At 64.0% G+C, this 15,101-nt stretch carries 14 protein-coding genes; 12 read left to right on the forward strand and 2 right to left on the reverse strand.

Annotated elements, in window-relative coordinates; translation table 11 throughout:
- The first annotated feature begins 243 nt into the window (after positions 1–243).
- From NKG99_RS13400 to NKG99_RS13440, 9 genes are all read left to right on the forward strand, one after another.
- A complete protein-coding gene (locus NKG99_RS13400; RefSeq protein ID WP_352868189.1) occupies positions 244–1,548 on the forward strand; it encodes a cyclopropane fatty acid synthase in 1,305 nt (434 codons plus the stop codon).
- A gap of 68 nt (positions 1,549–1,616) precedes the next feature.
- On the forward strand, positions 1,617–1,940 hold the full coding sequence (locus tag NKG99_RS13405; protein ID WP_352868192.1) for a YnfA family protein: 324 nt from the start codon (positions 1,617–1,619) through the stop codon (positions 1,938–1,940).
- Between the two features lies 1 nt (position 1,941).
- Positions 1,942–2,919, forward strand: coding sequence for a small ribosomal subunit Rsm22 family protein (locus NKG99_RS13410; protein ID WP_352868195.1), 978 nt, complete (start codon positions 1,942–1,944; stop codon positions 2,917–2,919).
- Positions 2,920–3,138: 219 nt separating this feature from the next.
- Positions 3,139–4,629 carry a replicative DNA helicase gene (locus NKG99_RS13415; protein WP_352868197.1) on the forward strand — a complete coding sequence of 497 codons (1,491 nt, stop codon included), beginning with the start codon at positions 3,139–3,141 and terminating at the stop codon, positions 4,627–4,629.
- A 69-nt stretch (positions 4,630–4,698) separates the two neighbouring features.
- On the forward strand, positions 4,699–6,102 hold the full coding sequence (radA, locus tag NKG99_RS13420; protein WP_352868200.1) for a DNA repair protein RadA: 1,404 nt from the start codon (positions 4,699–4,701) through the stop codon (positions 6,100–6,102).
- A gap of 84 nt (positions 6,103–6,186) precedes the next feature.
- Positions 6,187–6,855 carry a CvpA family protein gene (locus NKG99_RS13425; protein WP_352868202.1) on the forward strand — a complete coding sequence of 223 codons (669 nt, stop codon included), beginning with the start codon at positions 6,187–6,189 and terminating at the stop codon, positions 6,853–6,855.
- Between the two features lie 105 nt (positions 6,856–6,960).
- Positions 6,961–8,430, forward strand: coding sequence for an amidophosphoribosyltransferase (gene purF / locus NKG99_RS13430; protein ID WP_183453881.1), 1,470 nt, complete (start codon positions 6,961–6,963; stop codon positions 8,428–8,430).
- A 350-nt stretch (positions 8,431–8,780) separates the two neighbouring features.
- Positions 8,781–9,527 carry an SDR family NAD(P)-dependent oxidoreductase gene (locus NKG99_RS13435; protein WP_352868204.1) on the forward strand — a complete coding sequence of 249 codons (747 nt, stop codon included), beginning with the start codon at positions 8,781–8,783 and terminating at the stop codon, positions 9,525–9,527.
- 167 nt (positions 9,528–9,694) lie between these two features.
- Positions 9,695–9,913, forward strand: coding sequence for a hypothetical protein (locus NKG99_RS13440; protein WP_023761619.1), 219 nt, complete (start codon positions 9,695–9,697; stop codon positions 9,911–9,913).
- A 216-nt stretch (positions 9,914–10,129) separates the two neighbouring features.
- Here NKG99_RS13440 and NKG99_RS13445 read toward each other — a convergent pair whose 3' ends face one another.
- On the reverse strand, positions 10,130–10,636 hold the full coding sequence (locus tag NKG99_RS13445; protein WP_352868207.1) for an OsmC family protein: 507 nt from the start codon (positions 10,634–10,636) through the stop codon (positions 10,130–10,132).
- A 243-nt stretch (positions 10,637–10,879) separates the two neighbouring features.
- On the opposite strand from NKG99_RS13445, the gene NKG99_RS13450 reads away from it, so the two are divergent.
- Both NKG99_RS13450 and NKG99_RS13455 read left to right on the forward strand, forming a co-directional pair.
- Positions 10,880–12,397 (forward strand): S10 family peptidase, encoded by a 1,518-nt coding sequence (locus NKG99_RS13450; protein ID WP_352868210.1) that lies wholly within the window; start codon positions 10,880–10,882, stop codon positions 12,395–12,397.
- 190 nt (positions 12,398–12,587) lie between these two features.
- Entirely contained in the window at positions 12,588–13,496 is a 909-nt protein-coding gene (locus NKG99_RS13455; RefSeq protein WP_352868213.1) for a DMT family transporter, read from the forward strand.
- Positions 13,497–13,629: 133 nt separating this feature from the next.
- Here the strand turns inward: NKG99_RS13455 and NKG99_RS13460 are convergent, their stop codons facing one another.
- Positions 13,630–14,487, reverse strand: a complete 858-nt coding sequence (locus NKG99_RS13460; protein WP_352868215.1) for a LysR substrate-binding domain-containing protein — start codon at positions 14,485–14,487, stop codon at positions 13,630–13,632.
- A gap of 113 nt (positions 14,488–14,600) precedes the next feature.
- On the opposite strand from NKG99_RS13460, the gene NKG99_RS13465 reads away from it, so the two are divergent.
- Positions 14,601–15,008, forward strand: a complete 408-nt coding sequence (locus NKG99_RS13465) for a tautomerase family protein (RefSeq protein WP_352868218.1) — start codon at positions 14,601–14,603, stop codon at positions 15,006–15,008.
- Positions 15,009–15,101 lie beyond the last annotated feature (93 nt).

The following is a 15,101-nucleotide window of genomic DNA, read 5'->3' on the forward strand; positions in this document are numbered from 1 at the left end:
CCGATCACTTTGCCGGCATCCAGCCATACTGGACCAATGCCCGGGCCTCTTGCCCGGGCATTTTTGTGCCAAATGGAACTTTTCGAACCCCTATATATTGTTGCAGACTATAGCGTCGCGCGTCCTTTGGTCGCGCAAGTGACGTTGTGAACTTTGGCTCGGCGCAAGGCTCCTCGAAATCGATTCTGATTTTCGCGGTTACGCGCCAAGACAGCCTGTCTGGCCGAGAGGGGACATTTGGTCATGAATATTCTGTTGAAGCGCGTTCTCGACCGCCTGGTGCGCACCGGCAATCTCAAGGTAACCGGCGCCAAGGGCGCGACGGTGGTTTTCGGCGACGGCAGCGGCGAACCGGTGCACATGCACATCAAGACCGCGCATGCCGAGCGCGCCATCACCTTAGATCCGATGCTGGCGGTTCCGGAATCCTACATGGACGGCGAACTCGACATTCTCGAAGGTGGCGTGCTGGGCGTGATGCGCATCGCCTTCCAGAATATGGGCAGCGGCGGCATCGACGCCACCTGGTCGAAAGCCATAGAAGGCCTGCGCCACGCCTTCCGCCGCCTGCAGCAGATCAACACCGCTTCGCGCTCGCGCCGCAACGTCCAGCGCCACTACGATCTGTCAGGCGATCTCTACCGGCTCTTCCTCGACGACGACATGCAGTATTCCTGCGCCTATTTCGAACAACCGGACATGACGCTCGACGAAGCGCAGGCCGCCAAGAAACGCCATATCGCCGCCAAGCTCAGGCTGAAAGCCGGCCAGACGGTGCTCGACATCGGCTCCGGTTGGGGCGGGCTCGGTCTCTACCTCGCCAAGGCGTTCGACGTCGACGTGCAGGGCGTGACATTGTCGACCGAGCAGCACGGCGTCGCAACGGACCGGGCGCACGCGCAAGGGCTGGAAAGCCGCGTACATTTCGAGCTCAAGGACTACCGCGAGCTCAACGAGCGTTTCGACCGCATCGTCTCGGTCGGCATGTTCGAACATGTCGGCGTCAACCACTATCGCACCTTCTTCGACAAGAGCGCGACGCTGCTCAAGCCGGACGGCGTCATGCTGTTGCACACGATCGGCCGTTCCGGCGTGCCGTGGGCAACCAGCGCCTTCATCCGCAAATACATCTTCCCGGGCGGCTATATACCCGCGCTTTCGGAAGTCATGCCGGCGATCGAGAAATCGGGCCTGGTCGTCAGCGACGTCGAAATCCTGCGGCTCCACTATGCCGACACGCTGAAGCACTGGGGCCAGCGCTTCGCCGCCAACCGCGACAAGGCCAAGGCGATTTATGACGAGCGCTTCTGCCGTATGTGGGAATTCTACCTGGCGGCCTCGGAAGCAGCCTTCCGCTGGCAGGATCTGGTCATCTTTCAGATCCAGATCACCAAGAAGAACGACACGCTGCCGATGACACGCGATTACATGGCCAAGTGCGAGAAGGCGCTTGAGATGCGTGATATGGGGCATCGCGAAACGGCGCCGGTCAAAAAGAGCCCCGCCGCCAAGCCAGCTCGCCGCCGCAAGGTTGCGGATCCGGAATAAGCATTGCCGCTTGCCATTGTCGGCGCCTGCACTGAAAAAGGTCCCGTGATCGTCTCGGGACCTTTTTCATGACCTATGTCCTCTATGCCGCTGCCGCCCTGGCCGAGATCGCCGGCTGCTTTTCGTTCTGGGCCTGGTGGCGATTGGAAAAGTCGCCGCTTTGGCTGCTCCCCGGTCTCGCCTCGCTCGCGCTGTTCGGCCTCCTGCTGGCGCTGGTCGACACGAACGCCGCCGGCCGCGCCTACGCCGCCTATGGCGGCATCTACATCGCGGCGTCGCTTGGCTGGCTGTGGCTGGTGGAGGGTGTGCGCCCCGACCGCTGGGATTTTGCCGGAGCGGCGCTCTGCATTGCAGGCGCTTCGGTGATCCTTCTCGCCCCGCGGGGCGCGTGAGATGGAACTGCCGGCCCAACTTCGCCAAGGTGTCGAGCGTCTGCTCGAAAACATTCCGCTGGCGGTGCTCAAGCAAGCGGCAAAGATGCTGTCCGACCGCTACCGTGCCGAGTTGCGCGACGGCCGCCTGCATATGGCCGAGGATCTGGCGGTGAAGGCCTATCTGGCGACGCGGCTTCCGGCGACCTATGCCGCGATCCGTGCCAGCCTCGACGCGCTGAGCGACGCCAGGCCCGACTTTCAGCCCAGGAGCCTGCTCGATGTCGGCGCCGGCCCTGGTACGGTGCTTTGGGCCACGACCGACCAGTGGCCCGATCTCGAACAGGCGGTGCTGCTGGAAGCGAGCGCGGCGGTGCGCAAGGTGGGCGAGGCGCTAGCGGGCGACGCGATTTTCGCCCAGACCAGTTGGCTGGCCGGCGACGTCACCATCGATCTTGCCGGCCTCGAGCCAGCGGATCTGGTGACGTGCGCCTATGTGCTGGATGAAATTGCCCCGGCCTCGCTGCAGAAGCTCATCGACCGGCTCTGGCAGCTCACCGCCGACACGCTGCTGATCGTCGAGCCGGGCACCCCTGCCGGATGGCAACGAATACTTGCCGTGCGCCGACAGCTGATCGAGGCGGGCGCGCATGTGCTTGCCCCTTGCCCGCATCAGGCGCCCTGCCCGCTCGCCCAGCCCGACTGGTGCCATTTTTCCCGCCGCGTCGCCCGCTCGCGCCTGCACCGGCTGGCCAAGGACGCCGACGTGCCTTGGGAAGACGAGAAGTTCATCTATGTCGCGGCTTCCCGAGACGCGCCCACTTCACACCAGGCACGCGTTCTTGCGCCGCCGAAATCCGGCTCCAGCAAGGTTCTGCTCAAGCTTTGCAGGGAAGACGGCACTGCCGCCGAGCGCTTGTTCACCAAGCGCGACGGCGCCGACTTCAAGCTCGCCCGGCGGCTTGGCTGGGGCGACAGGCTGGACAAAGCGGCAACATGAACGGCGAAATCGTTCTTGCTTCGTTCTGACGAGTCGGATACGAATCATCGCCTTGTCGAGTCAATCGGAATCGGGGCGCGGGCATACTCTCCTGTGGACGATTGGTCGTTCCTGTGAACAACGGGCATCGAGGCTCTTTGGTCGCGCAGTGATGCAGAAAGGTCAGCATCGACTCGTCTCGTTCTGATATCGAAGGTCGGGATCAAAATCGGGGATATCATGGCAGAGGCAGCGCGAAAATTCGGCGTCGCGGAAACACCGCTTTATCGTGAAGCGCCAAACAATATCGAGGCCGAGCAGGCGCTGCTCGGCGCCATCCTCGTCAACAACGACGCCTTCTACCGCGTCTCGGACTTCCTCAAGGCCAGCCATTTCTACGAGCCGCTGCACCGCAAAATCTATGAGGTGGCGTCCGAGTTCATCCGCATGGGCAAGGTCGCGACGCCGATAACGCTAAAAACCTTCCTGCCGGCCGATGAGAAGGTCGGCGACATGACGATGGCGCAATATGTCGTGCGGCTGGCGGTGGAGGCGGTGACCGTCGTCAACGCCACCGATTATGGCCGCGCCATCTATGACCTTGCCACGCGCCGCGCGCTGATCACCGTCGGCGAGGACATGGTCAACATCGCCTATGACGCGCCGGTCGACATGGCGCCCGGCGAACAGATCGAAGACGCCGAACGCCGCCTGTTCGAGCTGGCCGAAAACGGTCGCTACGATGGCGGGTTCGAAAGTTTTTCCGATGCGTTGAAGAATGCCGTCGACATGGCCAGCGCGGCCTATATGCGCGACGGCCACCTGTCCGGCATTGCCACCGGCCTGCGCGATCTCGACCACCGCATGGGCGGCTTGCAGCCATCGGATTTGATCATCATCGCCGGCCGCCCGGGCATGGGCAAGACGTCGCTGGCCACCAACATCGCCTACAACATCGCTGCCGCTTATGAGCCGGCCCAGCAGGCCGACGGTTCCGTCAAGGCGGCCAATGGCGGCGTCGTCGGCTTCTTCTCGCTCGAAATGTCGTCCGAGCAGCTGGCCACCCGCATCATTTCCGAGCAGACCGAGATCCCGTCGTCGAAGATCAGGCGCGGCGATTTGACGGAAGCCGATTTCGGCAAGCTCGTCGCCTACACTCAAGAGAACCACAAGCGGCCGCTTTATATCGACCAGACGGGCGGTATTTCGATCGCCCAGCTCGCGGCCCGCGCCCGCCGCCTCAAGCGCCAGCGCGGGCTGGATCTGATGGTCATCGACTATATCCAGCTGATGCAGGGTTCATCCGCCAAGGCGTCGCAGAACCGCGTCCAGGAAATCACGGAGATCACCACCGGACTGAAAGCGCTCGGCAAGGAGCTTGGCGTGCCGATCATCGCCCTCTCGCAGCTCTCGCGTCAGGTCGAAAGCCGCGACGACAAGCATCCGCAGCTGTCGGACCTGCGCGAATCGGGCTCGATCGAGCAGGATGCCGACGTGGTGCTGTTCGTGTACCGCGAGGAATATTACATCAAGAACAAGGAACCGGAGAAAGGCACGCCCGAGCACCTCGCCTGGGAGGCGAAGATGATCGAGGTCCAGGGCAAGGCCGAAGTGATCATCGCCAAGCAGCGCCACGGACCGACCGGCACCGTCAGCCTTGCCTTCCAGGGCGAGTTCACCCGCTTCTCCGACCTTGCCGAGGAGCATCATCTGCCGGAAAGGTTCGAGTGACCTATTGAGACAGGCCTCGTTCCTTCGCGCCCCCCTCTGTCCTGCCAGACATCGGGGGGCATAAATCTGATGGCCAAGTCGCGCGTACAATTCATCTGCCAGAGTTGCGGATCGGTGCATCAGCGCTGGGCCGGCAAATGCGATGCCTGCGGCGAGTGGAACACGCTGGTCGAGGAAGGTACGTCCGGCGGCATCGGCTCGGGTCCGGCCAATACACGCAACGCCCGCAAGGGCCGCGCGGTGGTGCTGACCACGCTGTCCGGCGACATCGAGGACGCGCCGCGCATCATTTCGGGCATCGGCGAACTCGATCGCGCCACCGGCGGTGGTTTCGTGCGCGGTTCGGCGCTTCTGGTCGGCGGCGACCCCGGCATCGGCAAATCGACGCTGCTCACCCAAGCGGCGGCCGCTCTGGCGTCAAAAGGCCACCGCATCGTCTATGTCTCGGGCGAAGAGGCGGTCGCGCAGATCAGGCTGCGGGCGCAGCGGCTTGGCGTTGCCTCCTCTCCGGTGGAACTTGCCGCCGAGACCAATGTCGAGGACATCCTCGCCACAATAGCCGACGGCAAACGGCCGGATCTCGTCATCCTGGATTCGATCCAGACGCTGTGGACCGACCTTGCCGATTCGGCGCCCGGCACCGTCACCCAGGTGCGCGCCGCCGCCCAGGCGATGATCCGTTATGCGAAATCCACAGGGGCGGCGATCGTGCTGGTCGGCCATGTCACCAAGGAAGGCCAGATCGCCGGGCCGCGCGTCGTCGAGCATATGGTCGACGCCGTGCTCTACTTCGAAGGCGAAGGCGGCCATCATTACCGCATCCTGCGCACGGTGAAGAACCGTTTTGGACCGACCGACGAAATCGGCGTCTTCGAAATGTCGGACAAGGGCCTGCGCGAGGTTGCCAACCCATCCGAGCTTTTCCTTGGCGAACGCCATGCCAAATCGCCGGGCGCGGCGGTTTTCGCCGGCATGGAGGGGACAAGGCCGGTGCTGGCCGAGATCCAGGCGCTGGTGGCGTCCTCCTCGCTCGGCACGCCGCGCCGCGCCGTCGTCGGCTGGGACGGCGCCCGGCTGTCGATGATCCTGGCGGTCCTCGAAGCCCATTGCGGCGTGCGCTTCGGCAGCCATGATGTCTATCTCAACGTCGCCGGCGGCTATCGCATTTCGGAGCCCGCGGCGGATCTTGCGGTGGCGGCGGCCCTGGTTTCCTCGCTCACCGGCCTTGCCCTTCCCGCCGATTGCGTCTATTTCGGCGAAATCAGTCTTTCGGGCGCAGTGAGGCCGGTCGCGCATGCGCAACAGCGCCTCAAGGAAGCCGAAAAGCTGGGTTTTGGAAGCGCGGTCCTGCCTTCGGGCAGCGGGGAATTGGCCGGGGGGATCGGGGCCGGTTCTTTCCAGCCGACCGAGCTTGCCGACCTCGTCGCGCGCATAGCCGGCTCACGCCGAAGCCGCGCGGACGAGGAAGATTAGGGCATCGGACCCGAAGGCGGGAACCGGTTTGGGAAAATCCGATGCTCCGCGCTATAATGCAGCTCATGGAGTGGGGCGAAAGACATGCCGATTACGCTGCTTGACGGAATTCTCGTCGGCTTCACTCTGGTCTCGGCGATGCTCGCCATGGTTCGCGGCTTCTCGCGCGAAATCCTGTCCGTCGTCTCTTGGGCAGCGGCGGCGGCGGCGGCGTTCTTCTTCTACAAGCCGGTTGTGCCTTACCTCGCGCCCTACATCGAGAATGAAAAGATCGCCATGGCGGCCGCCGCCGGCGTTGTCTTCGTCATCGCGCTGACCGTCGTCTCGGTCATCACCATGAAGCTTGCCGACTGGATCATCGATTCCAGGATCGGCGCGCTCGACCGTACGCTCGGTTTCCTCTACGGCGCCGCCCGCGGCATTCTGGTCGTCGCCGTTGCACTGCTGTTCTTCAACTGGCTGGCCGGCGCCAAGGCACCGGCCTGGGTGACGGAGGCCAAGTCGCGGCCGCTGCTCGAGCAGATCGGCGCCAAGCTCGAAAGCCTGCTGCCCGAGGATCCGGAAAACGCCATCCTGAAGAAGCTCAATCCGAATCAGCCGGCTACCGAGACGCCCGCTGCTCCGGACGCACCGGCAGCGGATGCTCCGGCGGGTGGGGACGATGCCAACACGCCGGCGCCTGATGATGATGCTGCAACACCGCCGGCGGACAACACCCCGGCCAATCCAGCACCGGCTGCACCGGCAAACTGACGCCGGAAATGGGCGCTGGGACTTGACGATGGTGTGAATGGCTGCACGGCGCGCGTTGCTTTCGACGCGAACCCGCATTATATGGCGATTTTAGCGGAGCTTAAGATGGCAGACGCAGACGACGTGCTTTCCGCCGAGGCCGACGACCATTTCCACGACGAATGCGGTGTGTTCGGCATTTTCGGCCGGCAAGATGCTGCGGCCATCGTCACATTGGGCCTGCATGCGCTCCAGCATCGCGGCCAGGAAGCGGCCGGCATCGTTTCCTATGACGGCAGCCAGTTCCATGTCGAACGCCATGTCGGCCTGATCGGCGACACCTTCACCAAGCAGCGCGTCATCGACAGTCTGCAAGGCAACCGCGCCATCGGCCACACGCGCTACGCCACCACCGGCGGCGCCGGCATGCGCAACATCCAGCCTTTCTTCGCCGAGTTGGCCGATGGCGGCTTCGCCGTTGCCCACAACGGCAATCTGACCAACGCCATGACCGTGCAGCGGGCGCTGCAGAAGCAGGGCGCGATCTTCTCCTCCACCTCCGATACCGAGACGCTGTTGCACCTCGTCGCCACCAGCAAGGAGCGCGATTTGAACTCGCGTTTCATCGATGCGGTGCGGCAGGTCGAAGGCGCCTTCTCGCTGGTGGCGATGACGGCCAAGAAGATGATCGGCTGCCGCGACCCGCTCGGCATCCGGCCGCTGGTGCTCGGCGATCTCGACGGCGCCTGGATCCTGGCCTCCGAAACCTGTGCGCTCGACATTATCGGTGCGCGTTTCGTGCGCGACCTGAAGCCCGGCGAGATGGTCGTCGTCACGTCCAAGGGCATTGAAAGCCTGTTCCCGTTCGAGCCGCAGAAGACCCGCTTCTGCATCTTCGAGTATGTCTATTTCGCGCGGCCGGATTCGTCGGTCGAAGGCCGCAACGTCTATGAGGTGCGCAAGCGCATCGGCGCCGAGCTGGCAGTCGAAAGCCCGGTCGAGGCCGATATCGTCGTGCCGGTGCCGGATTCGGGCACGCCGGCGGCGATCGGCTTTAGCCAAGCGGCGGGCATTCCCTTCGAGCTCGGCATCATCCGCAACCATTATGTCGGCCGCACCTTCATCCAGCCGGGCGATTCGATCCGCCATATGGGCGTCAAGCTGAAGCACAACGCCAACCGCCGCATGATCGAGGGCAAGCGCGTGGTGCTGGTCGACGACAGTATCGTGCGCGGCACCACCAGCCAGAAGATCGTGCAGATGGTGCGCGACGCCGGTGCCAAGGAAGTGCATATGCGCATCGCATCGCCGCCGACACGCGCCTCCTGCTTCTACGGCGTCGACACGCCGGAGAAGTCGAAGCTCCTGGCATCGCGCATGTCGGTGGAAGAAATGGCCGAATTCATCCGCGTCGATTCGCTCGGCTTCCTCACAATCGACGGGCTCTACCGCGCCGTCGGCGAGGCCAGCCGCGACAATGACCAGCCGCAATTCTGCGACGCCTGCTTCACCGGCCAGTACCCGACCCGCCTGCTCGACTTCGAAGGCCACGACAATGTGCGCACGCTGTCGCTGCTGGCGACGAGCGGGACGTAGGGCCTTGCTGCAACCGTGAATTTCGCCGGTTTGCAAATTTCGCCGCGATCACTTTGTTGCGGCCTCCTCGAAGCAGCCGATCTCCCCCCTTGCGGGGGAGATGCCCGGCAGGGCAGAGGGGGGTGCTGTCCCTCCATCCTGTCGATCAATTCCAGCCGCGCGCTTGGCCGGGTTCTCTCTCGGGGTCGGATCATTTCGAAAATTGGCGATCCTTCACACCCCCCTCTGTCCCGCCGGACATCTCCCCCGCAAGGGGGGAGATTGCGCTCCCACCTCCGCTTTCGCCAAATATGCAGGCTGACGAGGCAGAGCCAAGTCCGAGTTAGAACGCTAGCCCTCGGAGTTGCCCGTTGACCCGTCCCCTCGACCTTACCGGCCGCGTTGCGGTTGTCACCGGCGCCTCGCGCGGCATCGGTTATTTCATCGCCAAGGAATTGGCCGCCGCCGGCGCGCATGTCATCGCGGTGGCGCGCACTGTCGGTGGTCTGGAAGAGCTTGACGATCAGATCAAGGCGGACGGCGGCCAGGCGACACTGGTGCCGCTCGACCTCGCCGACATGGCAGGCATCGACCGGCTGGGCGGCGCCATCCATGAGCGCTGGGGCAAGCTTGACATTCTCGTCGCCAATGCCGGCGTGCTCGGCGTCATCTCGCCGATCGGTCATGTCGAAGCAAAAACCTTCGAGAAGGTGATGACCATCAACGTCACCTCGACATGGCGGCTGATCCGCTCGGTCGACCCGCTGCTGCGGCTCTCCGACGCCGGGCGAGCGATCATCCTGTCATCCAACGCGGCGCACTCGGCCCGCGCGTTCTGGGCGCCCTACGCGGCGTCCAAGGCGGCGGTCGAGACCATGATGCGTTCCTGGGCACATGAGACGCAAAGCCTGCCGCTGCGCGTCAACGCCGCCGATCCCGGCGCCACCCGCACCGCCATGCGGGCGCAGGCGGTGCCCGGCGAGGATCCGGCGACGCTGCCGCACCCCTCGGAGATCGCCAAGCTCATCGTGCCGCTGGCGAGCCCCGACTTGAAGGAGACCGGGCTGATTTTCCAGGCCAAGCACAACCGCTTCGTCGCCTATCGGCAGCCGGAATAGCCGCACTCGCGCGGGCGGCAGCGTGACAAACCCGCCGCCTCATCACGCGGCTGTGATGTGACGGCTGGAGGCTGCGCGGCGGCCATGCTTTCGTCACTTCCGTGGAGTTGGTAGGATCGCAGCGACTCCCACAACAACCACCCAACTGGCAGAACGAGGAAATCCCCATGGCAACGACCGCAGCGTTGGTCTGGTATCTGGTAATCGCCGGCCCGCAAGGCGGCATGGTCGTCCTGCCCAGCACCTTCGACAAGCGCGAACAGTGCACCGCCGCCATCGCTGAGTATCAGAAACAGCCGACACCGGCCGGCTGGTCGGTGCAATGCGTGCCGAGCGCCTCGCCCTTCACCGACGAGGGCGACGCCGAAGAACCGTCAGCGCAGTAATGAGCGTAATCTCGCCCCTTGAGGGGGTTGAGGAGTGGTCCGCACAGCGGACGGAAAGCCAATTGCTTGGCTTTCCGAACGACGAACGGCCGGCAGGCCAGAGGGGGTCGCCGCGCGTCGAGCGCTAACCTCCTCTGCCGGCGGAAGAAGGTCGCGTCCCGTCGTTCCGACCCGCTCTGTCGCCTTCGGCGACATCTCCCCTCAAGGGGGAGATCCTCAGCGTCGAGCTGAAACCGTCAGTTCCGGCTTCTGGTTGATGGTCTGGAATACCACGCAATAGCGCTCGGTCAGCTTCAGCAGTGACTCTACCCGCTCCCGCGGCTCATCGGTGTCGAGGTTGAAATTGAGCCGAATGGCGCGAAAGCCGACCGGCGCATCTTTTGCCACACCGAGCGTGCCGCGAAAATCGAGGTCGCCTTCCGCTTCCACCGTGGCGGCGCCGAGCTTGAACTCGAGCGCCGTCGCCACCGCCTTCAGCGTCACCCCGGCGCAGGCCACCAATGCCTCCAGCAACATGTCGCCCGAGCAGAGCTCAAGGCCCGAGCCACCTGTTGCCGGATGCAGCCCGGCGATGGCGAGCGCCCTGCCCGTCTCCACCTTGCAGGCGACCGACTGGTCGTCGATCGAGCCCTTGGCGCGAAGCGTGATCAGGGCCTGCGAAGCATCGTCACGATAGGTCTGCTTCAGCGGCGCCTGCATGGCCTTCAGTTCGGTCGCATCCATCCGCTCTCCCCTTTCGTCGGCTATTTCGTGCGGTCGAGATTTGCGCCGATCACTACGGAAAGGCAATGCTGTTCACCGCCACCGCATACGGGCGAGCCGCCAAGACGCGGTTGGAGCCAGCAGCCCGCTCGCAGGAAGAAGGGAGAAGGAGCGGCAGCGGCAGTTGTCCAACCATACAGCCATTTCCTTTGACTTCGATCATCTCGGCCATACCTATGCGGGAGTCGTTCTCGCGGAGCCATCATGCCGGTCAAGCTGAAACTGATCTTCCTTATCCTGCCGATGCTTGCCGCCCTGGCGCAGCCCCTCCTGGCTGAAACGGTGGAGCGGCCAGGCCCCTCGGGCGGCGTGCTGTCCCTGCTGCCTCCGCCGCGGACCACCAACCATTCGATCACCCTCGCCGGGCGCAAGCTGGATTATCAGGCAAGGGCCGCCACTCTGTCGCTGCTTTCCGGCAAGGGCGACGTCACGGCGGAGATCTTCTACGTCGCCTACACGCTGGAGCCACCGGCAAGCATGGCCAAAGACCCGCAGAGGCCGATCACCTTCGTGTTCAACGGCGGCCCTGGAGCAGCGTCCGCCTATCTGCATATCGGCGCACTCGGTCCGCGTATAATCGCAACGGGAGCCGACGGCGAATTCCTGCCCTCACCGCAAAGACTTATCGACAATCCGGACAGCTGGCTCGACATGACCGATCTCGTCTTCGTCGATCCGGTCGGAACCGGATATAGCCGCGAGGCACCCGGCCAGGACACGCACGACTTCTGGGGCGTCAATCAGGATGCCAGCTCGATAGGCGCCTTCATCCGGCTCTATCTCGCGCAGAACGGCCGCACCGGATCGCCGTTGTTCCTCGCCGGCGAAAGCTATGGCGGGTTCCGCGCGGCGCTGCTCGCCAGGACATTGCAGGAAGACATCGGCATCAGTCCGAACGGCATCGTGCTGATCTCGCCGGCGCTGGAGTTCACGCTGGTGCAACCCGACGAATTCGAGCCGCTGCACTGGGCGCTTGAACTGCCTTCACTGGCGGCGGTGCGCCTGCGCGCCGAAGGCGTCACCGGCGATGCGTTACGGGAGAAGCTGGCCGAAGTCGAACATTATGCGATGGGCGATTATCTTACGGCGCTCACCAGCGGACTGGAGCAAGGCAGGCGGCTGGCGAGCCAACGCGTGGCTGACATCACCGGCCTGCCGCTCGACCTCGTGCAGCGGAACTCCGCCCGTATCCCGACCGGCCTGTTCGCAAGGGAGTTCGCCCGTGCCAGCGGCAAAGTGCTCAGCCCATATGACGCCATGATCGGCACGGCCGACATCGCGCCCGAGAGCGCCCGCATCGCCGGCCCGGATCCAGTGCTCGACCGCAGCGTACCGGCGTTGACGTCGGCTTTCGTCGGCTATATCAGCGACGAACTGAATTTCCGCACCGACGTCAGCTATCGGCTGCTCAATGGCGAAGTCAGCCAGAATTGGGATTACGGCACCAGCGCCTCGCGGCAAGGCTATGCCGGTGTGATGGACGATCTGCAGCGAGCACGCTCGCTGAACCCGTCGCTCGGCGTCGTGATCGTCAACGGCTACACCGATCTGGTCACGCCTTACCTCGCCTCGCGCTACCTGGTGAGCCAGATCTCGTCGCTCGCCAACGCCAAGCCTATCCGTCTCGATGTCGTCGAGGGCGGCCACATGATGTACTTCAGATCCGATGGTCGGCGTGCCCTGAAAGAGGCCGCTTCGGAGCTTTACCAGGCGACGCAATAAGCTTTGCGAGAGCGCAGATCGCCATGGAACTGGGTGGACGAGCCGCGCCGCGAAGTCTTCCTGGGGTGCCGCCTTGATCGCAGCCGGCCTGCTGATCATAGGCGGCGAGCATTTTCGCAAACGGCTATGATGTGGATCACCATCACTGCTGACGCTACGATGTCAGGACTGAACGGCGTAGGCTTGTGGCATGACTGACATCGCAGCCACCGCCGACACCGCCGCGGAGCGCACGCTCGGCATCATCCTGGTGTCATCGTCGGCTGCCGTCTTCGGCCTGACTGGTGTTCTGACAAAGTCGATCCATGCCGACCCGCTGACAATCATCTGCTGGCGCGGCTTTGTCGGCGCGATCCTGATCAGCCTCTACGTGCTGTGGCGCCGCCGCCGCTCCGGCAACCGCGAAACGCCGCGCCTCGGCTGGCGCGGCTGGCTGCTGGCGGTGGAAGGCGCGCTGGCCAGCATAGCCTTCATCTCGGCGTTCAAGTTCACCTTTGTCGCCAATGTCGCCGTCATCTATGCCACAGCGCCTTTCGTCACCGCGCTGCTGGCCTGGGTTCTGACGCGCGAGCCGCTTCGACTGCAGACGATGGTCGCCGCCGCCGTATCGCTGTGCGGCGTGGCGATCATGGTCTGGTCCGGCTTCGGCAGCGGCAATCTGTTCGGCGACGGGCTGGCATTGCTGATGACCGTCGGCAGCGGCCTCTACATGATCATGGTGCGCGCCTTCCGCGACACGCCGGTGGTATGGGCCGGTGCGGTTTCAGCGTTCCTGCTGTTCGTGCTCGGCTGGTTCGTCACCGATCCGCTAGCGGTTTCGCCAAGGGATGCCGTTCTGCTCGCCACTTTCGGCGCGTCCTTCGCGCTGTCCTCGATCCTTTGGACGGAGGGCGCACGGCTCATTCCGCCCGCCGAATCCGGGCTGCTCGGCTCGGCCGAAGTGCCGTTCGCGATCCTGTTTGCCTTCCTGTTCCTGGGCGAGATTGCACCGGTCGCCAGCATGATCGGCGGCGCTATCGTGCTGTGTGCGGTGTTTGCCCATGCGGGGCGGGATTGGCTGATGGTCCGCTCGCAACGCATGGCGTCAAATATTTCTTAAAAAAGTGACGCAGTCACGGAACCATCATCGTGGTCAGACATTATTGGTGTGACGGGCCATCCCCAAGTCCCCCCAAACCCCTCGGCCCGTCCTACTCTCAAGCCGACCGTAAGGTCGGCTTTTTCTTTGGCGTTCAGCCAGCCGACAAGGCAAGGTTGCCGCTGAGCAGTGTCGCGAGGTCGCTCGCCGGACCATCGGCGCCGACGCGCAGCCGGATCGCGAACTCAGCCATTGGAACTTGCGGCAGACCAAGCTCGCGCGGCGCCTCGACGATGCCTGAATGGGCAAAGCGGACCGTTCGCAACGTCAACGCGACACCAGCGTTCACCGCCGTGCGGAGGCCGGCCAGACTGGCACTGCCGGCAGCGATGCGGTAGCGGCGACCGGCAGCATCGAGTGCGGCAAGTGCCGCCTCGCGAAAACCGCAATACGGATCGAGCAGAGCCAGCGGCACTTCCTCCTGCCGCGAGGTCAATCCTCTTTGCGAGCACAGCCATATCATCGGCTCACGCAGCACGCCGACTTCGTCCGGCACCGCGGCCTGGCGCATGACGATCGCCAGATCGAGGCCGCCGGACTGCAGCGCCTGCGCCAGTTCGGCGGAGCGGCCGACCCGCAGTTCTATCCTGACGCGCGGATGACTTACGGCGAAGGCACGCAGCAGGTCCGGCAGGCCGCTATCGGCGAAATCCTGGGTCGTGCCGATGGCGACGCGCCCGGCAGCCCGTGCGCCCTTCAGTGCCAGCCAGGCCTCGCGGTGAGCAGCAAGGATGCGCCTGGCATGACCGACGAGATCCTCGCCTGCAGGGGTCAAGCCTCGGCCCCGGCCTTGCGGCGCCAGCAGCGGCTCGCCGACGATTTCCTCCAGCCGCTGCATCTGGGCGGTCACCGCCGAGGGCGAACGGCCGACGCTTGAAGCCGCCTGGGCCAATGAGCCACTGTCGACGAAGGCAAGAAAGGTCCTGAGCAGATCGGGATCGAGCGTTTGCATAATTCGATAATATCGAACCTTAAATTTAAAACAATTCGATTTTTTTGATTTAATAATGATGGCATGATTCTTTCAACGGCGATCAGACGCCGCTCGAACCGAGGAGAAGAGAAATGCCCATCATCACCGTAAGCGTCGCCGGCAGGCCTGACGCGGCTCTTTCCGCTCGCATCGCAAAGGAGGTCACCGAAATCACCGCGACGCAGTTGCGCAAGGATCCGACGATCACAGCCGTCGCCGTATCCTACATCGATCCGCAGCACTGGTTCGCCGGCGGCAAGTCGCTGGCCGAGCATGGCACCAATACGTTCTGGCTGGATATCAAGGTGGTCGACGGCACCAACACCAAGCTCGAACTGGAAGCCTATCTGAAAGCGATATTCGCTGCCTTCGGCGGTCTGCTGGGCGGCGTGCACGAGGAAAGCTATGCCTTCGTGCACGAAGTGCCGGCAGCAGCCTATGGCTATGGCGGCAAGACGCAGGAATTCCGTTTCATCAGCGGACGGTTGAAGGCGGCGTGAACACAGACCTTACCTTCTGGCTCGGGGCAAGAAGGTAAGCTTGCCCTCATCCGCATTGACGTTGCTCCCACATGGTCTAGGTTCTGGCCGAAG

Source organism: Mesorhizobium sp. M1409, from assembly GCF_040317535.1.
Classification (GTDB): Bacteria; Pseudomonadota; Alphaproteobacteria; order Rhizobiales; family Rhizobiaceae; genus Mesorhizobium.